Consider the following 19,723-nt stretch of genomic DNA (forward strand, 5'->3'; position numbering starts at 1 on the left):
CCCGGCAACCCGGGCCGGCACATCGGGGAGTGCCACTGTGTCAGGCTGCGGGCATGACCGACGTGATCTTCCGGGAGGCGGTCCGGGCGGACCTGCCCGCCGTCATCGCCCTCCTCGCCGACGACGTGCTGGGCAAGGCCCGCGACTTCACCGAGGTGGACGCGGCCTACGAGCAGGCGTTCGCCGACATCGACGCCGACCCGCGCAACCACCTGGTGGTCGCGGAGGCCGCGGGCGAGCTGGTCGGCTGCTTCCAGATCACGTACATCCCGGGGTTGGGCCGGCACGGGGCGGAACGGTCGCTGATCGAGTCGGTCCGGGTCCGCTCCGACCGGCGCGGGCAGGGCCTGGGCCGAGAGATGATGACCTGGGCGATCGACCGGGCCCGCGAGCGGGGCTGCGCGCTGGTGCAGCTCACCACCGACAAGAGCCGGAGCGACGCGCACCGCTTCTACCGGAACCTCGGCTTCGTGGCCAGCCACGAGGGGATGAAGCTGGCGCTCTGACGCGATCTCCCCCGGCACGGGGAGCCGACTCCCCGGCGGGCAGGACGACCGCCGGCGGCCCGCTGCGGAGGCTGGTGGGGCAGCCCACCGAACGGAGTCCGCATGGCCACCGCCCTCGTGCCGATCGTCGCCCATCCTCGGGACGGGCGTTCCGCCCCCGCCTGGGCGGTCCGCGTCGCGCACCTCATCCCGCTGCTCACCCTCCCCTCCGGCCTGTGGCGGATCGCCCTGGTCGCCGGGGTGCCGCTCGGCCTCTCCGAGGCCGCCGCGTCGGCCCGTCCCGGGCTCGGCGAGCGCGTCTACATCGTCTCGCTGAGCCTGGTGTCGGAGGCGCTGGCGCTGCTCGCGCTCGGCCTGGTCCGCCGGTGGGGTGAGGTCTTCCCCCGCCGGCTGCCGCTGCTGGGCGGGCGCCGGGTGCCGCCGTCGTTCGCGGTCACCGTCGCCACCGCCGGCGCCGTCGCGCTCATCCTGATCTGGGGGTACGCCGCCTGGGGCGTCGTCGTCCGGGGCGACGACGCCGGCTTCACGCCCCCCGGCCTCGCCCTCCTGCTGGCCTGCTACTCGCCCCTGCTCCTCTGGGGCCCGCTCCTGCTGGCCCTCACCTACGCCTACCATCGCCGCCGCTGCCGCGACTGAGCCCCGCCCCACCCCAGGGACGGGGTGAGGCGGGGACGGGTCAGGCGTCGACGAGGTGGCCGTCGCGCAGGGTGAGGGTGCGGTCGGCCATCTCGATGAGGGCGGGGTCGTGGGTGGCCACCAGGGCGGTCATCCCGCGGGCGTGCACCACGGCCCGGAGCAGGTCCATGATGGAACGGCCGGTCTCGGAGTCGAGCTGACCGGTCGGCTCGTCGGCGATCAGCAGGTCCGGCTCGTTCGCCAGGGCCCGGGCCACCGCCACCCGCTGCTGCTGGCCGCCGGAGAGCTCGTACGGGCGCTGCGCGGCGTGCCCGCCCAACCCGACCAGCTCCAGCAGGACGGCCACCCGCTGCTCCCGCTCCGCGGCCGGCACCTTGGCCAACCGCAGCGGCACCCCGACGTTCTCCGCCGCGGACAGGATCGGCACCAGGCCGAAGGTCTGGAAGACAAAGCCGACCGTGCCCCGGCGCAACGCCAGCAGCTCCCGCTCGCTCGCCGCGGTCACCTCGTGCCCGGCCACCCGGATCCGGCCGGCGTCCGGCCGGTCCAGCCCGCCCACGAGGTTGAGCAGGGTGGTCTTGCCGGCGCCCGAGCGGCCCCGGACCGCGACCAGCTCGCCCCGGCCGGCGGTGAAGGAGACGTCCCGCACGGCGTGCACCGCGTGTTCGCCCCGGCCGAAGGTGCGGCTCACCCCCTCGACAGCCACCACCTCCTCGGTGGTGAGGATCCGGGCCGGCGCCACGGACAGCTGCTCGGTCATGACTCACTCTCCTCGGCGTGCGCCCGGTCGCCGGGCCGCACCTCGACATGGTCGGGTTCCAGGTTGAGCCGGACCCGGTCGCGCAGGGACAGGGCGTCCACGAAGGACGCCGGCAGCTGCATCCGGCCGGTCCGGTCGAGCACCGCGTACTCCTCGCTGACCAGCTCGGTGCTGCCGTCGGCGCCGACCCGGGCGGTGCGGCGTACCTCGGAGGAGGTCCGGCCGTCGCGGATGGCGACGGTCCGGCGGACCTGGCCGGCCACGGCAGGGTCGTGGGTGACCACCACGATGGTGACGCCCAGCTCGGCGTTGATGGTCCGCAGCGCGGCGAAGACCTCGGCGCCGGTCGCCTCGTCCAGCTCGCCGGTCGGCTCGTCGGCGAAGAGCACCTCCGGGTCGTTGGCGACCGCCACGGCCACCGCGCAGCGCTGCTGCTCGCCGCCGCTCATCTGGCCGGGCTTCCGGTCCGCGCAGTAGCCGACGCCGACCAGGTCGAGCAGCTGCCGGGCCCGGTCGCGCCGGGCCCGACGCGACCGCCCGCCGGCGAGCTTCATCGGCAGCTCCACGTTCTCCTGCGCGGTCAGGTACGGCAGCAGGTTCCGGCCGGTCTGCTGCCAGACGAAGCCGACCACCTGGCGGCGGTAGGCGAGCCGGCGCCGGTTCGACAGCGCGAGCAGGTCGTAGTCGGCGACCCGGGCGATGCCGGCGGTGGGGGTGTCCAGCCCGGAGAGGATGTTCAGCAGGGTCGACTTGCCGGACCCGGAGGCGCCGACGATCGCCACCAGCTCGCCCCGGTCGATGACCAGGTCGAGGCCCTGGAGGGCGACCACCTCCACCCCCTCGGTCTTGAAGATGCGGACCAGGCCGTCGCAGACGATGTGCCCGCGCAACCGGTCCCGGCCACCGGCCCGTTCGGCCGCGCGCTGCGCGGCGCGCTGCTGCAGGGCTGCCAGGTCCGGCACGGCGGACACCTCGGCGATCGCTGTCATCTCAGCTCTCCTCTCCGAGCCGGAGCACCTCGCCGAGGCGCATCCGGCGGTTGTTCAGGGCCTCGACGGCGATCGCGAAGCCGAGGGCCACCAGGGCGAGGCCCAGCACACCGGCCACCAGACCGGGTTCGAAACGCACCTGCACCGCCACTCCACCGGTGAACGCGGGCAGGCCGAGGACCGGGGTGAGCAGCACCGGCAGCAGCGCGCCGACCACCGCCCCGGTGAGGACCGAGACCAGCACCAGCGGGGTCAGCTCGACGAGCAGCAGCCCGCGCCACTGCCGCCGGGACAGCCCCATGGTGCGCAGCCGGGAGAGCACCTGACCTCGGCTGCGCGCCCCGGCGAGCACGGCGAACGCCAGCGCGAGCAGGCCCAGCGCACCGCCGCCGACCGCGCCGATGCTGAAGCCGAACACCAGCAGCCCGTTCACCCCGCTGCCGCCCAGCTCGGCGCGGACCGCCGACCGGGTGAGCACCTCCGGTGCCCGGGGCGGCTCGCCGCCGGTCACCCCTCCGATGCGCTGGTAGCGCCGCTGCCCCTCGTCGACCACCCCGGCCACCCCGGCTGGGTCGACCCGGTCCCCGGCCAGCACGAAGCCGGTGGGGGCGAGCTGGTGCGGGGCGCCCGCCGGCAGCGTCGGCCAGGGCAGCACCACGAACCGCGTGACGCTCCGGTCGAGCAGCGGGAACTCCTTGACGGTGGCGGCCGTCCGCACCGGCAGCCGGTTGCCCTGCACGTCCAGCCAGGCGGGCCGGCCCCCGTCCCGATCGGCCAGCCCGGCGTCGGCGAACTCCTCGGCGAGCGCCGGGGAGACCAGCGCGGGCAGCGGCGTGCTGCCATCGCCGGTGGTGCGCAGCGGGTCGGGGACGGTCACCGGGACGCCCGCGCGGCGGGCCACCTCAGCGAAGCGGACGCCGTCGACCAGCAGCACCCGGGTGTCGCCGACCCCGCCGAACCGGCCGGCCTGATCGGCGTACGGGCGCACGCCCGTCACCAGCACCAGCGGGGCCACCGCCCGCACCCCGGGCAGCGCGGCCAGCGCCTGCGTGGTGTCCGGGGCGAACCGTTCGCCGTTGACCAGGACGTCGCCGGGTACGGCCCGGCCGGCCGCGCGGTCCCGGCCGGTCTCGATGCCGGCGGCCACCACCCCGCAGAACGCGGCGGTGGCGACGGCCAGCACGACCACGACCAGCGGGCCCGTGGTGGCGGCCCGGCCGGCGCGGGCGGTGCCGAGGAACGCGACGCTGCCCCGGGCCCGGGCGGCGGCCCGACTGAGCAGCCGCAGCGGCCACGGGTACGCGCGCAGCGCGACCAGCGCCGCGGCCACCGCCAGCAGCACCGGCACCGACACCAGCAGCGGGTCCACACTCCCGTCGAGGGTGAGCCCTCGCCGGCGCAGCAGGAACGCTCCGAGCACGGCCACCCCGAGCACGGTCACCTCGATGGTGAGCCGGACCGTGGTGGAGCGGGCGCCGACCAGGTCGGCCCGCCCGCCGCCGCCCCGCCCGGCGGTGAGCGCGGTGACCGGCGGGAGCAGCGTGGCCAGCACCCCGGCGAGCAGCACCCAGTGCAGCTCCGCGCCCTCCCCCGGCACCAGCCCCCCGAGCAGCCAGCCGACGCCCGCCGCGAGGGGCAGCACCAGGGCCGACTCGGCGAGCCCGCGGCGCAGCACCGCGCCGGTGGAGCCGCCCCGCGCACGGATCAGCGCGTACTCGGTGCGGCGCCGGCGCGCGGCGAGCCGGGCGGCGAGCAGGGTCAGGCCGGCCAGGGTGGCGAGCAGCCCGGCGGCGATGACGGCGAGCAGCGTACGGGCGGCGGCGAGCGACTCGGCGAAGCGCCGCAGCGGGATGTCGACGCCCTGGTTGAAGGCCAGCCCCGCCGGACGGGTCCGGTCCAGCACGGCCAGCCCGTCGACCATCGGCTCCAGGTCGCCGGGGGTGACCCCGTCGGGAGCGACCCGGTAGCGCCACGAGAAGCCGACCGGCCAGCCGGCGGACGCCATCGCGCCGAAGCCGGGCGCGGCCGTCGCACCGACGAGGAGGGTCGGCATGCGGTCCTTCACCGGCGGGGTGAGCCGGAGCATCGAGGGGAGGGCGTCCCAGATCCCGTCCTGCGGGTCGACCGGCCGGAACACCCCGACCAGGGCGAGCTTCGTCGTCAGCATGGGCTTGCCGTCGGGGTCCAGGATGGCGAGCTGGAACCGGCTGCCGGCGTGCAGCCGCAGCGGGCCGGCGACGGTGTCGGCGAGCGCCAACTCGACCGCCCCGTCGCTGGTCACCCCGGCTTCCGGCCAGCGGCCCTCGACCATGGTGACCGCGTCCTGGATGCCGCTCATGAACCGCAGGCTCAGGTCCAGCAGCCCCTGGTCGGCCCGCAGGTCGGGTCCGGTCATCCGGCCGAAGAGGGTTCGGGCGGCGTACCAGCGCTCGCCGACGGCCTGCCGGACGGCGGGCGGCATCCGCTGCTGGAGCGAGTCGAGCTCGCCCGCCCTGGCGGTGGCCGCGCCGGCGCCGCCCTGCGTGAGCGGCGCGTCCTCGGTGGTGTACGTGAGGTCGCGGCGGGCGACCGGCTGGGCGGCCAGGTACTCGCGCAGCCCCTGCCCGGTGAGGCGGTCGGCGACCCGGGGCACCCCCGTGATCAGCAGCGCGGTCACCAGGGCCAGCACGGCGAGCAGCAGAAAGTGCCCCCCGTACGCCCGGACCCGCCGCACGGCCGCGAACAGGCTCATCGCTCTCCCCCGATCCGGAGCTGCATGGTGGCCACCCGCTGGCGGAGGCCGGTGGTGATGACGGCGCTGAACAGCAGGGCGACCGCCAGCAGTCCGAGCGCGGTCGCCCCGACCGGTGTCCAGGGCAGCGTGAAGGCCGCGTCGGGCACCGGCCGGCCGGCGCCCTGGGTGAGGATCACCAGCGGCACCATGGTGGCCGCGACCCCCGCCCCGACCAGCAGCCCGACGCCGACCCCGATGCCGGCGAGGAAGGCCTGCTCGGCGAGGAGCGCCCGGGCCAGCAGGCGGGTGTTCGCGCCCAGCGTGTGCAGCACCGCGAACTCGGCCATCCGGTGCCGGGCGGTCGCCCAGACGTCGACCGCCAGGCCGACCAGGGCGAGCAGCACCGCGCCGACGGCCGCGGCGAGCAGGCCGGTCCGGGCGCCCCGCCAGTACGGGTCCCGGGCCGTCTCCGCCGCCACCTGGCGCCGGTCGAGCAGGGTCGTCCCGGGAAGCTTGGCCAGCGCGTCCACCGCGGCGCCGTAACCGGCCTCGTCGACACCCAGCCACCACTCCGCCTGCGGGCGGACGGTGCCCTGCTGGCGGAGCAGGAGGTTGGTGGCGGCGGGAAGGTCCAGCAGCACTCCGTCGCCGGTGGTGCCGGGCACCGCCTTGACCTGCCCGACCACCTTCACCTTCAGGGTGACCCCGGACAGCGCGAAGGGGACCTCGTCGCCGGTGTGCACGTTCAGCGCGGCCGCGACGCCGGGCGTCACCAGGGCCGGTACGGGCGGATCGTCCCCGGTGGGCACCACGGCGAACCGGGCCGCAGGCTGGCGGGCGAACGCGAGCAGGCCCTCCGGCAGGTCGATCCGCTGGGTGGCGTCGAGGCCGCCCCGGGCCATCGTGGCCGGTTCGCCCGGCCCCTGCTCGCCGTCGGCGATCCGCCAGTCGCCGTCGAGCGACAGCGGCAGCGCGGCTCCGGCGGCGTCGGTGAGGCCCAGCCCGTCGATCCGCAGCCGGTAGCTGACCCCGATCGCCTGGCCGCCGTCGGCCTCGAACCCGGCCAGTCGCAGCGGGGCGCCACCGGTCCCGGGCAGCGGCACGGAGAAGGACCTCGGCCGGCCGTCCCCGCCGCCCACCGCGAGCGGCAGCCGCCAGGCGGCGCCACGGTCGGTGGTGAGCAGCGCGGACACGGCCACCTCCGATGTCGTGTACGGCGGCTCGACCGGCGTGCGGACGGTGCCGGACAGGGTGTGCGCGCCGGCCGGGAGGACCATCCCTGCGGGGGCGGCCCGCCCGGTGGACAGCCGGTCGAGCAGCGCGCCGCTGGACGCCCCACCGTCGGCGTCGTCGAGCCGCAGCCCGGTGGCGGAGGCCGAGTCGAGGCCCACCACGGTGGCCGGCCGGGCGTCCCGGCCCAGCCGGACCTCGTCCCGCCAGGCCGGCAGCACCCGGTCGACCCCGGGCACGGCGGCCAGCCCGGCCGCCCGGTCGGCGGGGGCGACACCGTTCCGTTCCACCAGCCGCAGGTCGGCACCGACGGTGTGCTGGGCCTGGTCGCGCTGCGACCGTTCCCAGGAGGCGACCAGCGACCAGGCGAGGGTGCTGCCGCCGACGGCGAGGGCGAGCAGCAGCACCGGGCCGGCGTGCGGCCGACGGCCCGCCTGCCACATGCCGAAGATGGTGGCCGTCCACGGCCGCCGGTCGACGAAACGCTCGGCGAACCGGGTGGTCGGGGGCAGCAGCCGCAGCGCGATGACCGCCCCGGCCAGCACCCCGAGGGTGGGCGCGGCGGCGAGCAGCGGGTCGATGCCGAGCCGTCCGCCGGCCCCGGCGAGGGGCGAGGAGTACTGCCGCAGCTGGGTCCAGGCGAGCACGGCCAGCGCGACGAGGGCCAGGTCGACGCTGGCCCGTTGCACGGCCGCGCCGCGGCTCGGGCGGGACCGGGCCGCCATGTCGGCGACGTAGGTGCCGGCCCGGCGCAGCGCCGGCACGACCATGGCGAGCAGGCAGCCGATCGCGGCGGCGACGGCGACCGTCCAGACCCGGGTGAGGCCGCCGCCGGCCAGCCCCAGGTCCGCGCCGAGCCGGTGCACGGCCTGCCCGGTCAGCACCGGGGCGAGCAGCAGCGCCGGGGCCACCACCAGGGTCGCCTCCCGCACCGCGAGGCCGGCGAGCTGTCCCCGGGCGGCGCCCCGGGCGCGCAGCAGCGCGTTCTGCGCCCGGCGGTCCTCGTTGAGCAGCGCGGCGACCAGCACCAGCGCGTACCCGCCGAGGACCACGATCAGCAGCAGCGGGGTGAGCAGCGCGGACCGGCCGACCAGGTCGGCCCGGCCGAGCCGGTCGGCGAGCCGGTCCAGGTTGCTCACGGTCTGGGCGGACGAGCCGAGGCCGGTCGCCTCGGGAAGCTTCTCCGCGATGGTGGCGACCGCCGCCGCGACTTCGGTCAGCCGGCTCGGCGCGACCACGGCGAGGTCGGGGGCGACCAGCCAGGCGGCCGACGTGGAGCCCGGAAAGGTGGCCGCGAAGTCCGCCGGGTCCAGCGCGAACGGCCCGTACGAGGTGACCGCGCCGGTGCCCTGGCTGTCGCCGACGCCCGGGGCGAGCCGCCAGTACGCGTCGCCGGGGTCGCGGGGCCGCCAGGTGCCGGCGACCACCACCGCGCCGGCCTTCTCGGCGCTGCGGTCGTAGAGCGGCACCCGGTCGCCCACCTGCAGCCCGAGCTGCCCGGCGATCTTCTCCGGCAGGGTGACCTGCAACGGTGTCGCCCCGGGCGTCGGCCACGCCCCGGCGGTGAGCTGCGCGTACGTCGGCAGGTCGGTCAGCGTGGCGAGGTTGGCGAACATCGGGTCGTCGCCGGTCCGGGCGGCGCCGAGGTCGCCGGTGAGCTCCCGCCCGGTGCCGTAACGGGCGGCGGCGACGCCGGCCGGCACGCCGGCCAGGCCGTCGGCGAACTGGGCGCGGACAGCGCGGTCCCGGTCGGCGTACGCGGCGGCGTCCGCGCCGCCGGAGCCGCTGACCAGCAGGCTGCGCTCCTCGGCCGGGGCGGCGGCGAGCACCGCGCGCTGGCCGGCGTCCACCGCCCGGCGGCTGTAGTCGGAGAGCCCGGTGACCATCGCGACCGCGACCAGGGCCGCGACGGCGGCCGCGAGCAGCAGCCCGCGGGCCTCGACGACCCGTCTCCACACCAGCTTCATCCGACGCCCTCCCCTGGCCCCGGCGGGCCGATGACCAGGGAGACCGGTCGGGGGGCGGGAAAGGTTCGCGCGCGTTACGTGATCGTTATCAGTCCGGCGGGCCGGCAGCGACCCGCTTCGATGGCGCTGACCGTCAGCCCCGCGGCCGGTCGCGGTCCTTGGAGGGCTGCACCCGCTTCGGCTCGCCCGGCATCTTCGGATATTCCGGCGGGTACGGCAGGTCACCCTGCCCGGCGGCGGCATCCCGTTCGGCCCACTCCAGCAGCGGGCTGATGTCCCACGGGCGGTCGTCGATGCCGGCGTGCGGGTCGCCCCGCTCGGCGAACCGGGCCGGCACGCTGCCCAGGTGGAAGTCGTCCGGGTCCACGTCGGGCAGCTCGTCCCAGTCGACCGGGGTGGAGACGGTGGCCCGCCCGTTGGCCCGCAACGAGTAGGCGCAGGCGATGGTCCGGTCCCGGGCCATCTGGTTGAAGTCGACGAAAACCCGGCTGCCCCGCTCCTCCTTCCACCAGGCGGTGGTGACCAGCTCCGGGCGGCGGCGTTCCAGCTCTCGGGCCAGCGCGATGGTGGCGCGGCGCACCTCGACGAAGGTCCAGCGAGGCTGGATGCGCAGGTAGACGTGGACGCCCCGGCCGCCGGAGGTCTTCGGCCAGCCGGTCGCACCCAGCTCGTCCAGCAGCCCGCGCAGCTCCCGGGCGGCGGTGACCGCGTGGGTGAAGTCGGTGCCGGGCTGCGGGTCCAGGTCGATCCGCAGCTCGTCGGGGCGGTCGACGTCGGCGGCGCGGACCGGCCACGGGTGGAACACCACCGTGCCCATCTGTGCGGCCCAGGCCACGTGCGCCAGGTCCGCGGGGCACAGCTCGGCGGCCTTGCGGCCGCTGGGAAAGCTGATCTCCGCGGTCGCCACCCACGGGGGTACGCCCCGGGCCGGCACCCGCTTCTGGAAGAACATCTCCCCCTCTATGCCCTCGGGGAAGCGCTGGAGGGTGGTGGGCCGGTCGCGCAGGGCGCGCATGATCCCGTCGCCGACCGACAGGTAGTAGTGGAAGACGTCCGCCTTGGTGAAGCCGCGCTGCGGAAAGATCACCCGGTCCGGGCTGCTCAGCCGCACGGTGTGCCCGGCGACCTCGATCTCCTCCACAGCGGCCTTGGAGCCAGCCATTCGGCGACCATATGCGATGCCACCGACGCTCGACGTACCGTTGACCGGTGAGTCTTTCCGAGAGCGAACTGCCCCGTACCGAGGACGAGTGGCGGGTCCGGCTGAGCCCCGAGGAGTTCCGGGTGCTCCGCGAGGCCGGCACCGAGCGGCCGTGGACCGGCGAGTATGTCGACACCAAGACCCCCGGCGTCTACCACTGCCGGGCCTGCGGGGCCGAACTGTTCCGCAGCCAGGACAAGTTCGACTCGCACTGCGGCTGGCCGAGCTTCGACGACGCCATTCCGGGCGCGGTGAAGGAGATCCCCGACAACACCCTGGGCATGCGGCGTACGGAGATCCGCTGCGCGCGGTGCGACAGCCACCTGGGGCACGTCTTCGAGGGTGAGGGCTTCACCCCGAAGGACACCCGGCACTGCGTGAACTCGATCTCCGTCCGGCTGGAGCCGACGCAGGGCTGACCCACGGCCCGGCGGCCTCCCCGGGGGGTCGCCGGGCGGTCAGAGCCGCAGGTGGCTGCCCTGCTCGTCGATCGCGTCGGCGGAGTCGTCGTCCAGCCACACTCCGCCGGTGGCCAGGTAGCGGAAGCGGTACTCGCCGGGGCCGAGCTTCACGGTCACCGTGCGGGTGCCGTCCCGGCGGGTCACCAGCTCGTGCCGGCCGGGCTCCCAGTCGTTGAAGCAGCCGACCACGCTGACGGTGCCGGGCGGGGTGTCCCGGGGCAGGCAGAAGGTGACCCGGGTCTGGTTGCCGAAGAGCTTGTTGCGCTTGATCACGGGGGTCCTCCGGGGGTCGAGGGCGGTCACCAGGCCTAACGCGCGACACGCCGGGGGCGACTCGCCGTCGAGCCGGATCAGGTTCGCCGGTTTCGGTTGCCGACGGGTTTCCCCTCCTCGACCCTGGGATGACGGGTCCGTTTTTGGGGGGTTTCGCATGGCTACCTGTGAGGTTTGCGGCAACGACTACTGGGGGGCCTTCGAGGTCCGCACGGCCAGCGGGGCGGTGCACACCTTCGACTCCTTCGAGTGCGCCATCCACCGGATGGCGCCGATCTGCGAGCACTGCCAGATCAAGATCGCCGGCCACGGCGTCGAGGTCAACGGCCGCTTCTTCTGCTGCGCGCACTGCGCCCGCGCGGTGGAGGGCGCCCAGGGCGCGGAGGTCCGCGACGCGGTCGGCGCCCGCCCGTCCTGATGCCCGCCGGGCGGCGGGGCCGGCCGTAACCGGGCGGTAAGGGTCGAGCGGGCTCTCGTCTGATTAGCATCCGGCCATGCCCGCCACCAGATCGACGCTGCTGCCGCTCGCCCTGACCGCCGTCCTCGCCCTCGCCGGCTGCGCCGGGTCGGACCGGACCACCGACGAGGCGGCCCCCGCCGCGCCGACCCCGGCCGCCACCACCCCGGCGTCCGCCGGAACGCCGACCGGCACGCCCGGTGCCGCCGCCCCGGTGCCCGCCACGCTCGACTTCACCGCGCGCACCATCGACGGCGGGTCGTTCGCCGGGAGCAGCCTCGCCGGCAAGCCAGCCGTGCTGTGGTTCTGGGCGGCCTGGTGCAGCCGCTGCCGGGGCGTCGCCGACGACGTGGCCGCGGTACGGCGGGACAACGCCGACCGGGTCAACCTGATCGGCGTGGCCGGGCTGGGCAGCGGCGGCGACGCCATGCGCCGGTTCGCTCGGGACAGCGGCATCGCCGCCTTCCCCAACCTGGCCGACGACGAGGGCGCGGTGTGGCGCCGGTTCAGCGTCACCAGCCAGGAGTGGTACGTGCTGCTCGACTCCACCGGAAAGGTCGTGCACTCCGGGGCGCTGTCCCAGCCGGAGCTGCGCCGCCGGGTCGCCGAGCTGGCCTGACATGCCCGACGCCCCCTACGGTCTCGCCCTCGCCGCCGGGCTGCTCGCAGCGGTGAACCCGTGCGGCTTCGCGCTGCTGCCCGCGTACCTGTCGGTGCTGGTGCTGGGCGAGGGTCCGGCGGCCGCCCACGGACCGCTCGCGCCGGTCGGCCGGGCGCTGGCCCTGACCGGCGCGATGACCGCCGGCTTCGTCGCGGTCTTCGGCACGTTCGGCCTGCTCGCCGGGCCGGTCGCGGACGCCGTCGCGCGCCGGCTGCCGTGGGTGTCGGTGCTCATCGGCGCGGCGCTGGTGGTGGCCGGCGGCTGGCTGCTCGCCGGTCGGCAGCTGCCGACCGTCACCCCGCGACCGGCGACCGGCCCGGCGGTCCGGGCCCGGTTCGGCTCGATGGCGCTCTTCGGCGTGGCGTACGCGGTGGCCTCGCTCGGCTGCACGGTCGGGCCGTTCCTCGCCGTGGTGGTGGCCGGCTTCCGGGCCGGCAGCCCCGCCGCCGGGGTCGGCCTCTTCGTGGCGTACGCCCTCGGCATGGGGCTGGCGGTCGGCGCGGCGGCCCTCGCGGTGGCGCTGGCCCGGGAGTCCCTGGTCCGACGGACCCGGCGGGCCGCGCCGCTGCTCGGCCGGCTGGCCGGTCTGCTGCTGGTGCTCACCGGCGGCTATGTGGCCTGGTACGGCTGGTATGAGGCCCGGCTCTTCGCCGGCGGCGACGCCGACGACCCGGTGATCGCCGCCGCCGGCCGGGTGCAGGGCGCGGTGAGCGACGGGCTGGCCGGGCTGGGTCCGTGGGCGGTCGTCGGCATCGTCGCCGCCCTGGTCGGGGCGGCCGCCGTCGGCACGCTGGTTCGCCGGCGGCTCGCCACCGCCCGCGCCGGCGCCGGCGTCACCCCCGCCCGGGCCAACCGAGGCCGCGAGGTGGACGCGACTTAGCATCGCGGGATGCCCATCGAGTCGCACGTCGCGAGCTTCGTCGAGCTGGACGCCCGCACCTTTCACGACCTGCTCCGGCTGCGCATCGACGTGTTCGTCGTGGAGCAGGCGTGCCCGTACCCCGAGCTGGACGGCCGGGACGTGGAGCCCGGCACCCGGCACCTGTGGCTGACCCGGGACGGCGCGGTGGTGGCGTACCTGCGCATCCTGGCCGACCCGGACGGAGTGGACCGGATCGGCCGGGTCGTGGTCGCGCCGGCCGCCCGCGGCGGCGGCCTGGCCGGCCGGCTGATGACCGAGGCCCTGGCCCTGGTCGGCGACCGGCCGTGCGTGCTGGAGGCGCAGACCCACCTGGTCGACTTCTACGCCGGCCACGGCTTCGCGATCAGCGGCCCCGGCTACGTCGAGGACGGCATCCCGCACACCCCGATGAGCCGCGCCGGGCGGCCGCCGGCCTGAGCGGACCTGTCCCAGCCGATGGGGGTCCCCGGGCCGGCCCGACGTCAGCTAGCGTGAGCCGGGCTTCCGCGCCGTCCGGCGAGGGCGGGCGGCGTGGCGACACGCCGTGGGGTAACGCCACGGGCGACCGCCGCGCTGTGCCCTCCAGTGGCAGACAGCGGAGGGAACGAGAACGTGAAGTTGACGGGGATCCGGTGGACCGGCCGCAGGATCGGCATCGCGGCCGCCACGGTGGCCACCGCGGTGGCCGGCACGGTGAGCCTGGTGGCGGTCAGCTACGGCGACGGCGGCGCGCGATGGGTCGCCGACGGACCGGTCACCACCGCCCTGCACAACATCGATTTTCCGGCCACCGACGGCCGCGAGGTCACCATCCCGCGCCGGGACACCGACCGCTTCGCGCTGGTGGGGGTGACCTGGACCAGCCCGAAGGTCGACTTCCGGGGCACCGTCTCCGTCCGCACCCGGGCGGTCGGCGGCGACTGGTCCGACTGGCAGCCGCTGGAGCTGGAGAACCACCGCGGGCCGGAGTCGGGCGCCGAGGCGGCCCGGGCCCGGGGCGGCAGCGACCCGCTCTGGGTCGGCCCCTCCGACGGCGTCGAGGTGCGCGCGGTGGCGGCCAGCGGCGACACCAGCGACCGGCTCCCCGCCGGGCTGCGCCTGGAGCTGGTCGACCCCGGCCAGCCCAAGCGCCGCAAGGTCGGCGCCGCCGGCCGCACCCCGGCCCGCCCGGCCGGGCTGCTCCCGGTCGCCGAGCTGCAGGCGCTCGAACCGACCAGCACCGAGCCGGCGCCCACCGACACCACCACGGCGCCCGCGCCGACCGACACCACCACCGCACCGGCGGAGACCACCGCCCCGGCGCCCACCGAGACCACCGCGCCGGCCGACACCACCGCGCCCGCCCCGACCGACACCACCGCGCCGGCGCCCACCACCACGGCGCCCACCACCGCGCCGCCGACCACCCCGCCGAACCCGGTCCCCACCCCGAAGGTGGTCACCCGCGCCGAGTGGAAGGCCGACGAGTCGATCGTGGATCCCCCGGAGTACGGGACCACGGTGAAGGCCTTCTTCGTCCACCACACCGCCGGCACCAACAACTACAGCTGCGCCGACTCGGCGGCCATCGTCCGAGCCATCGAGGTCTACCACGTCAAGAGCAACGGCTGGGGCGACATCGGCTACAACTTCCTCGTCGACAAGTGCGGCGTGGTCTTCGAGGGCCGCAAGGGTGGCATCGACAAGCCGGTGATCGGGGCGCACACCTACGGCTTCAACACCAACAACGCGGCGATCGCCGTGCTCGGGACGTACATCTCCGCGGGCGTGCCCACCGTGGTCCAGGACGCCATCGCGCACGTGGCGGCCTACAAGCTCGGCCAGTACCGCAACGACCCGTACGGCACCGTCACCCTGGTGTCCGGGACCGACGGGACCAAGTACGACCTCGGCGAGTCCGTGGTGATGAACCGGATCTCCGGCCACCGGGACGCGGGGGCGACCGAGTGCCCCGGCGACGCGCTCTACAGCCAGCTGCGCGCCATCCGGATCAAGGCCGCCACGATGTCCGGGCTGGCCCTCACCGGGCTCAGCGCGACGAAGAACGGCACCACCTACTACACCCGCGGCTCGTTCACCGCCTCCTGGTCGGTGGGCACCCCGGGGGTGCTGATCGACCGGTTCGAGGTGCTGGTGGACGGCGCGGTCGCGGTCACCACCGCGGGCACCGCCCGGTCGGCCGCGGTCACCGTCGCCCCCGGTACGCACACCCTGGCCATCCGCGGCGTGCACCGCCTCGGGCGGGTGGTCACCACCGCCGGGGTGACCGTCGTCGGCGACGCCACCGCGCCGACCTTCACCCGTGCCCCGGAGCTGTCGCTGCGCACCGGCACGGTCAGCACCAGCGCGGTCCCGGCGACGGTGAGCTGGCGGGCCGCCGACAACGTGGCCCTGCGCGCGACGTACCTCACCAAGCCCAACTCGGTCAGCTTCTCCCCGGGGCGGACGAGCTGGCCGGTGACCGCCAAGCCGGGCGTCGCCACCACCTGGTCGATGCGGGCGACCGACTGGGCCGGTAACTCCGGCACCGCCTCGACCAGCCGTACGCCGGTGCTGACCGCCGAGAGCTCGGCGGTGCGCTCCGGCACCTGGACCACCGCCAGCAGCTCGTCCTACCTGGGCGGCAAGGCGATGACCTCGAAGACGCGCAACGCCTGGCTGAAGTGGACCTTCACCGGCCGGTCGGTGGCCGTCATCGCCAGCCGCAGTTCCACCGCCGGCCAGGTCTACGTCTACGTGGACGGCGTCAAGGTCAACACGGTCGACCTGAAGGCCGGCAGCACCGCCCACCGCCAGGCGGTCTGGACGCGCACCTGGAGCGGCAGCGCCTCGCACAGCGTGATGGTCGTGGTGGTCGGCACCTCGGGCCGCCCCCAGGTCACCCTCGACGGCATCGCCGTGGTGCGCTGACCCCGGACGACGACGGGCCCCGGAGGATCTCCTCCGGGGCCCGTTCCCGTCGGCGGCTCAGACCAGGCAGGTGACGATGTCGGCGATGGCGCGGCGGCGGCCGGTGTAGAAGGGGATCTCCTCCCGCACGTGCCGGCGGGCCCGGGCGGCCCGCAGGTCGCGCATCAGGTCGACGATCCGGTGCAGCTCGTCGCCCTCGAAGGCGAGCATCCACTCGTAGTCGCCGAGGGCGAAGGAGGCCACCGTGTTGGCCCGCACGTCCGGGTAGCCCCGGGCCATCTTTCCGTGCTCGGCCAGCATCTCCCGGCGCTCGGCGTCCGGCAGCAGGTACCACTCGTAGGAGCGGACGAACGGGTAGACGCAGAGGTAGGCCCGGGCCTCCTCGCCGGCCAGGAACGCCGGGATGTGGCTCTTGTTGAACTCGGCCGGCCGGTGCAGCGCCATCTGCGACCAGACCGGGGTGAGCGCCCGGCCCAGCGTGGTCCGCCGGAACCGCAGGTACGCGTCCTGCAGGGCGTCGCTGGACGAGGAGTGCCACCAGATCATCAGGTCGGCGTCGGCGCGCAGGCCGGCCACGTCGTACGTGCCCCGGACGGTGACGTCCTTGCCGGCCAACTCCTCGAAGAGGGACTCGACCTCGTCGACGACGTTCTCGCGCAGCGACGGGAGGGGGCTGGTCGCCCGGTACACCGACCACATCGTGTAGCGGATGGTCTCGTTGAGCTCCCGCAGCCGGGCCGCGTTGCTCTGCTCGGTCATGATGCCGATCCTCCCAGTGCTGTGATGATCTCTTCGGCCGCGGTCTCGCCGGAGCGGACGCAGACCGGGATGCCGACGCCGTCGTAGCCGGCCCCGGCCAGGGCCAGCGCCGGATGGGCGGCGCGCAGCTCCGCCCGGACCGCCGCCACCCGGCCGAGGTGGCCGGGGGTGTACTGCGGCAGGGCGCCGCCCCACCGCTGGACGTGCCGGGCCACCGGGACGGGCAGCGGGACGCCGAGCACCTTCGACAGCTCCCGGTGCACGGTGGCCACCAGGTCGTCGTCGGTGAGCTGGAGGGACGTCTCGTCGCCGTACCGGCCGACCGAGGCGCGGACCAGGGCCAGGCCGTCGGCCCGGCGCAGGTGCCCCCACTTCGTGGTGAAGAAGGTGGACGCCTTGATCAGCAGCCCCTCGGTGGCCGGGACGAGGAAGCCGGAGAGCGCCGGCAGCTCCGGCTCGGGCAGGGCCATGGTGACCAGCGCGACGCTGGCGTAGTCGAGCCCGCCGACGGTGGCGGCGATCTCGGGTGCCGGGCCGGCGAGCAGCCGGGCGGCCGGGCGGGCCGGCAGGGCGAGCACCACCGCGTCCGCCTCGACCGATTCCACTGCCCGGGTGGGGCCGACCACCAGCCGCCAGCCGGTCGGGGTGGAGTGCAGCTCACGGACCGCGGCGTCCCGGCGGATGGCGGCGCCGCTGGCGGCCGCCGCCGCCTCGACCAGGGTGCTCAGTCCGCCGGCCAGGGTGCCGAAGACCGGGGCGCCGGGGGCGCGGGGCGCGGCGGCCTGCGCGGCCCGCACCGCGCCGACCAGGGTGTGCTCCACCCGGGCCGCCCGGGCCAGCGCCGGCATGGTGGTGACCAGCGAGAGGTCGTCGGCGCGGCCGGCGTAGACGCCGCCGAGCATCGGGTCGACCAGCCGGTCCACCACCTGATCGCCGAGGCGGTCGCGGACCAGCGCGCCGACCGCCAGGTCCTCGTCCGGGCCGAGCAGCGGCCGACCGGCGTCCCGGTCGGCGTCCGCGGCCGGCTGCGCCACCGCCGTCACCTTGTCCAGGTCCCCGGGTACGCCGACCAGGGTGCCGCCCGGTACCGGGCGCAGCCCGCCGTCGACCACCAGCGCCGCCTGCCCGACCGTGGGGTGCACGATCTTGTCGGCCAGGCCGAGCCGGCGGACCAGGGTCACCACGGCCGACTCCCCGCCGGCCGGGTCACGCATGAGGAACGACTCGGCGCCGAACTCGACCGGCGCGCCGGCCAGCTCACCGGTGCGCAGCTTGCCGCCGAGGCGGCCGGACTGCTCGTACACGGTGATCTCGGTGCCGGCGGGGGCGCGGTCGCGCAACCGGACGGCGGCGGCCAGCCCGGTGATCCCGCCACCGACGATCGCCACCCGCCACGGTCGCGCCATGGTCGTCCCTCCCTTACGCGGCCGGCCGCGCGGACAGCTCGTGCACCAGCGCGACCACCCGGGTCAGCACGTCGGGGTCGGTCTCCGGCAGGACGCCGTGACCGAGGTTGAAGACGTGGCCGGGGGTGGAACGCCCCTGGTCCAGGATCCGGCGCACCTCGGCCTCGACCACCGGCCAGGGGGCAAGCAGCACGCACGGGTCGAGGTTGCCCTGCACGGCCTTGTCCGGCCCGATCCGGCGGGTCGCCACGTCCAGCGGCGTACGCCAGTCCACGCCGACCACGTCGGCGCCGGCCTCGCCCATCGCGCCGAGCAGCTCGGCGGTGCCCACCCCGAAGTGGATCCGGGGCACCCCGGCGTCGGCCAGCCCGGCGAGCACGTGCGCCGAGTGCGGCAGCACGTAGCGGCGGTAGTCGGCCTCGGACAGCGCGCCGGCCCAGGAGTCGAAGAGCTGCACCGCGGAGACACCGGCGCTGACCTGGACCCGCAGGAACGCCAGCGTCACCTCGGCGAGCCGGGCGCAGAGCGCGTGCCACAGGTCCGGGTCGCCGTACATCAGCGCCTTGGTCTTCGCGTGGGTCCGCGACGGCCCGCCCTCGACCAGGTAGCTGGCCAGGGTGAACGGGGCGCCCGCGAAGCCGATCAGCGGGGTGTCGCCCAGCTCGGCGACGAGCAGCCGGACCGCCTCGTCCACGTAGGACACGTCCTCCCGGGTGATCGGGCGGATCCGCTCGACGTCGGCGGCGGCGCGCACCGGCTCGGCGACCACCGGTCCGGTGCCGGGCACGATGTCCAGGTCGACCCCGGCGGCGGCCACCGGCACCACGATGTCGCTGAACAGGATCGCCGCGTCGACCCCGTGCCGGCGGACCGGCTGCAGGGTGATCTCGGTGACCAGCTCGGGGCGCCGGCACGACTCCAGCATCGGCACGGTGGCCCGGATCTCGCGGTACTCCGGCAGCGACCGGCCGGCCTGGCGCATGAACCAGACCGGGGTGTGCGGACCCGGCTCACGCCGGCAGGCGCGGACGAAGGGCGAGTCGGCCGGCCCGCCGCGGCGGGATTCTCCGTCTCGGGCGGCAGTGCCCGTGGTGTCGGTGGTCATCGCCGCCATCGTGCCACGCGCCCGGGCGACCCCCGCCTCCACCGTCACCTTTTGTGACGTGAAAGGAAGGGCCCCTTCTTAACGCCTGCGGTAGAGAAGGGTCCCCTTCTCACGCGCGAACGGCGCGCATGATCGTGATCGGCCGCCCGGCGCGCCGTCACGTCCGGTGGGTGGGCAGCGGCATAGGCTGCCGTCATGGCCCCCCCGATCGCGCTCCCGGAAACGTTCGCTCGCGCGGTCGCGGGGTTGCGCTCGGTGAAATGCCGGCCGGAGATCATGCTGGAGGAGGTCGGCGCGCCCCAGCGCCTGGCCCCGTACGCGTTCGCGCTCTCCGCCGCGGTCCTGCGCGAGGGCGACGAGGTCGCCACCGGCCGGCTGATCCTGCTGCACGACCCGGCCGGACACGAGGCGTGGCAGGGCACCCTGCGGCTGGTCACCTACGTGACCGCCGAGCTGGAGGTGGACCTGGCCAGCGACCCGCTGCTGCCCGGGGTGGGCTGGACCTGGCTGACCGACGCGCTGGACGCGCAGGACGCCGGGCACCGGGCGATCGGCGGCACCGTCACCCAGACGCTCTCCACCCGGTTCGGCGAGCTGGCCGGGCCGCCCGCCGCCGGCGACATCGAGATCCGCGCCTCCTGGACGCCGCTCGGCGTCGACCTGGCCCCGCACCTGCTCGGCTGGTGCACCCTGCTGGCCTCGACCGCGGGGCTGCCGCCGCCCGGCGTGACCGCCCTGCCGACCCGCCGGCCCGCCGGCGCCGCCTGAGCCCGGGCCACTCCCCGGCC

18 protein-coding genes are annotated in these 19,723 nt (G+C 75.8%); 9 read left to right on the top strand and 9 right to left on the bottom strand.

Annotation, left to right across the window (positions count from 1 at the left end; all coding sequences use genetic code 11):
- Positions 1-53: 53 nt before the first annotated feature.
- Both Q2K19_RS02420 and Q2K19_RS02425 read left to right on the top strand, forming a co-directional pair.
- Entirely contained in the window at positions 54-506 is a 453-nt protein-coding gene (locus Q2K19_RS02420) for a GNAT family N-acetyltransferase (protein WP_302767230.1), read from the top strand.
- Between the two features lie 102 nt (positions 507-608).
- A complete protein-coding gene (locus Q2K19_RS02425) occupies positions 609-1,142 on the top strand; it encodes a hypothetical protein (RefSeq protein WP_302767232.1) in 534 nt (177 codons plus the stop codon).
- A gap of 40 nt (positions 1,143-1,182) precedes the next feature.
- Here the strand turns inward: Q2K19_RS02425 and Q2K19_RS02430 are convergent, their stop codons facing one another.
- From Q2K19_RS02430 to ligD, 5 genes are all read right to left on the bottom strand, one after another.
- Complete coding sequence (locus Q2K19_RS02430) at positions 1,183-1,902, bottom strand: ABC transporter ATP-binding protein (RefSeq protein ID WP_302767233.1); 720 nt, start codon at positions 1,900-1,902, stop codon at positions 1,183-1,185.
- Complete coding sequence (locus Q2K19_RS02435) at positions 1,899-2,891, bottom strand: ABC transporter ATP-binding protein (RefSeq protein ID WP_302767236.1); 993 nt, start codon at positions 2,889-2,891, stop codon at positions 1,899-1,901. The genes Q2K19_RS02430 and Q2K19_RS02435 overlap by 4 nt, the downstream gene beginning before the upstream one ends.
- A gap of 1 nt (position 2,892) precedes the next feature.
- Positions 2,893-5,622, bottom strand: a complete 2,730-nt coding sequence (locus Q2K19_RS02440; RefSeq protein ID WP_302767238.1) for an FtsX-like permease family protein — start codon at positions 5,620-5,622, stop codon at positions 2,893-2,895.
- Entirely contained in the window at positions 5,619-8,801 is a 3,183-nt protein-coding gene (locus Q2K19_RS02445; RefSeq protein WP_302767239.1) for an FtsX-like permease family protein, read from the bottom strand. Before Q2K19_RS02445 ends, Q2K19_RS02440 begins: the two co-directional genes overlap by 4 nt.
- A 133-nt stretch (positions 8,802-8,934) precedes the next feature.
- Positions 8,935-9,963 (bottom strand): non-homologous end-joining DNA ligase, encoded by a 1,029-nt coding sequence (gene ligD / locus Q2K19_RS02450; protein WP_302767242.1) that lies wholly within the window; start codon positions 9,961-9,963, stop codon positions 8,935-8,937.
- Between the two features lie 47 nt (positions 9,964-10,010).
- Between ligD and msrB the strand changes: the two genes are divergently transcribed.
- Positions 10,011-10,421: a peptide-methionine (R)-S-oxide reductase MsrB gene (msrB, locus tag Q2K19_RS02455; protein ID WP_302767243.1), complete on the top strand. Its 411-nt coding sequence runs from the start codon at positions 10,011-10,013 to the stop codon at positions 10,419-10,421.
- Positions 10,422-10,460: 39 nt separating this feature from the next.
- Here the strand turns inward: msrB and Q2K19_RS02460 are convergent, their stop codons facing one another.
- Positions 10,461-10,736, bottom strand: coding sequence for an isoamylase early set domain-containing protein (locus Q2K19_RS02460; protein ID WP_302767245.1), 276 nt, complete (start codon positions 10,734-10,736; stop codon positions 10,461-10,463).
- Positions 10,737-10,893: 157 nt separating this feature from the next.
- Here Q2K19_RS02460 and Q2K19_RS02465 point away from each other — a divergent pair, with 157 nt between their 5' ends.
- From Q2K19_RS02465 to Q2K19_RS02485, 5 genes are all read left to right on the top strand, one after another.
- Positions 10,894-11,154 (top strand): Prokaryotic metallothionein, encoded by a 261-nt coding sequence (locus Q2K19_RS02465; protein WP_073835399.1) that lies wholly within the window; start codon positions 10,894-10,896, stop codon positions 11,152-11,154.
- Between the two features lie 76 nt (positions 11,155-11,230).
- The gene (locus Q2K19_RS02470; protein WP_302767247.1) at positions 11,231-11,812 is read left to right on the top strand and encodes a redoxin domain-containing protein; all 582 of its coding nucleotides are present in this window, start codon (positions 11,231-11,233) and stop codon (positions 11,810-11,812) included.
- A gap of 1 nt (position 11,813) precedes the next feature.
- The gene (locus tag Q2K19_RS02475; protein ID WP_302767248.1) at positions 11,814-12,734 is read left to right on the top strand and encodes a cytochrome c biogenesis CcdA family protein; all 921 of its coding nucleotides are present in this window, start codon (positions 11,814-11,816) and stop codon (positions 12,732-12,734) included.
- Between the two features lie 9 nt (positions 12,735-12,743).
- Positions 12,744-13,193, top strand: a complete 450-nt coding sequence (locus Q2K19_RS02480; protein ID WP_302767249.1) for a GNAT family N-acetyltransferase — start codon at positions 12,744-12,746, stop codon at positions 13,191-13,193.
- Between the two features lie 174 nt (positions 13,194-13,367).
- Positions 13,368-15,665: an N-acetylmuramoyl-L-alanine amidase gene (locus Q2K19_RS02485; RefSeq protein ID WP_302767250.1), complete on the top strand. Its 2,298-nt coding sequence runs from the start codon at positions 13,368-13,370 to the stop codon at positions 15,663-15,665.
- Between the two features lie 57 nt (positions 15,666-15,722).
- Here the strand turns inward: Q2K19_RS02485 and hemQ are convergent, their stop codons facing one another.
- Genes hemQ through hemE form a run of 3 tightly spaced genes read right to left on the bottom strand, consistent with a single transcriptional unit; the run spans position 15,723 to position 18,944 of the window.
- Positions 15,723-16,424, bottom strand: coding sequence for a hydrogen peroxide-dependent heme synthase (gene hemQ / locus Q2K19_RS02490; protein ID WP_302767251.1), 702 nt, complete (start codon positions 16,422-16,424; stop codon positions 15,723-15,725).
- Positions 16,421-17,830: a protoporphyrinogen oxidase gene (gene hemG / locus Q2K19_RS02495; RefSeq protein WP_302767254.1), complete on the bottom strand. Its 1,410-nt coding sequence runs from the start codon at positions 17,828-17,830 to the stop codon at positions 16,421-16,423. Before hemG ends, hemQ begins: the two co-directional genes overlap by 4 nt.
- Before the next feature lie 13 nt (positions 17,831-17,843).
- Complete coding sequence (gene hemE / locus Q2K19_RS02500) at positions 17,844-18,944, bottom strand: uroporphyrinogen decarboxylase (protein ID WP_302772212.1); 1,101 nt, start codon at positions 18,942-18,944, stop codon at positions 17,844-17,846.
- A 186-nt stretch (positions 18,945-19,130) separates the two neighbouring features.
- Here hemE and Q2K19_RS02505 point away from each other — a divergent pair, with 186 nt between their 5' ends.
- A complete protein-coding gene (locus Q2K19_RS02505) occupies positions 19,131-19,703 on the top strand; it encodes a DUF3000 domain-containing protein (RefSeq protein WP_302767256.1) in 573 nt (190 codons plus the stop codon).
- Positions 19,704-19,723 lie beyond the last annotated feature (20 nt).

The sequence above is a fragment of the Micromonospora sp. NBRC 110009 genome (assembly GCF_030518795.1).
Lineage (GTDB): Bacteria > Actinomycetota > Actinomycetes > Mycobacteriales > Micromonosporaceae > Micromonospora.

Coding starts and splice junctions, on each gene's coding strand:
- Q2K19_RS02420 (WP_302767230.1), top strand. CDS start 54: ATGACCGACGTGATCTTCCGGGAGGCGGTCCGGGCGGACCTGCCCGCC.
- Q2K19_RS02425 (WP_302767232.1), top strand. CDS start 609: ATGGCCACCGCCCTCGTGCCGATCGTCGCCCATCCTCGGGACGGGCGT.
- Q2K19_RS02430 (WP_302767233.1), bottom strand. CDS start 1,902: ATGACCGAGCAGCTGTCCGTGGCGCCGGCCCGGATCCTCACCACCGAG.
- Q2K19_RS02435 (WP_302767236.1), bottom strand. CDS start 2,891: ATGACAGCGATCGCCGAGGTGTCCGCCGTGCCGGACCTGGCAGCCCTG.
- Q2K19_RS02440 (WP_302767238.1), bottom strand. CDS start 5,622: ATGAGCCTGTTCGCGGCCGTGCGGCGGGTCCGGGCGTACGGGGGGCAC.
- Q2K19_RS02445 (WP_302767239.1), bottom strand. CDS start 8,801: ATGAAGCTGGTGTGGAGACGGGTCGTCGAGGCCCGCGGGCTGCTGCTC.
- ligD (WP_302767242.1), bottom strand. CDS start 9,963: ATGGCTGGCTCCAAGGCCGCTGTGGAGGAGATCGAGGTCGCCGGGCAC.
- Q2K19_RS02465 (WP_073835399.1), top strand. CDS start 10,894: ATGGCTACCTGTGAGGTTTGCGGCAACGACTACTGGGGGGCCTTCGAG.
- Q2K19_RS02470 (WP_302767247.1), top strand. CDS start 11,231: ATGCCCGCCACCAGATCGACGCTGCTGCCGCTCGCCCTGACCGCCGTC.
- Q2K19_RS02475 (WP_302767248.1), top strand. CDS start 11,814: ATGCCCGACGCCCCCTACGGTCTCGCCCTCGCCGCCGGGCTGCTCGCA.
- Q2K19_RS02480 (WP_302767249.1), top strand. CDS start 12,744: ATGCCCATCGAGTCGCACGTCGCGAGCTTCGTCGAGCTGGACGCCCGC.
- hemQ (WP_302767251.1), bottom strand. CDS start 16,424: ATGACCGAGCAGAGCAACGCGGCCCGGCTGCGGGAGCTCAACGAGACC.
- hemG (WP_302767254.1), bottom strand. CDS start 17,830: ATGGCGCGACCGTGGCGGGTGGCGATCGTCGGTGGCGGGATCACCGGG.
- hemE (WP_302772212.1), bottom strand. CDS start 18,944: ATGGCGGCGATGACCACCGACACCACGGGCACTGCCGCCCGAGACGGA.
- Q2K19_RS02505 (WP_302767256.1), top strand. CDS start 19,131: ATGGCCCCCCCGATCGCGCTCCCGGAAACGTTCGCTCGCGCGGTCGCG.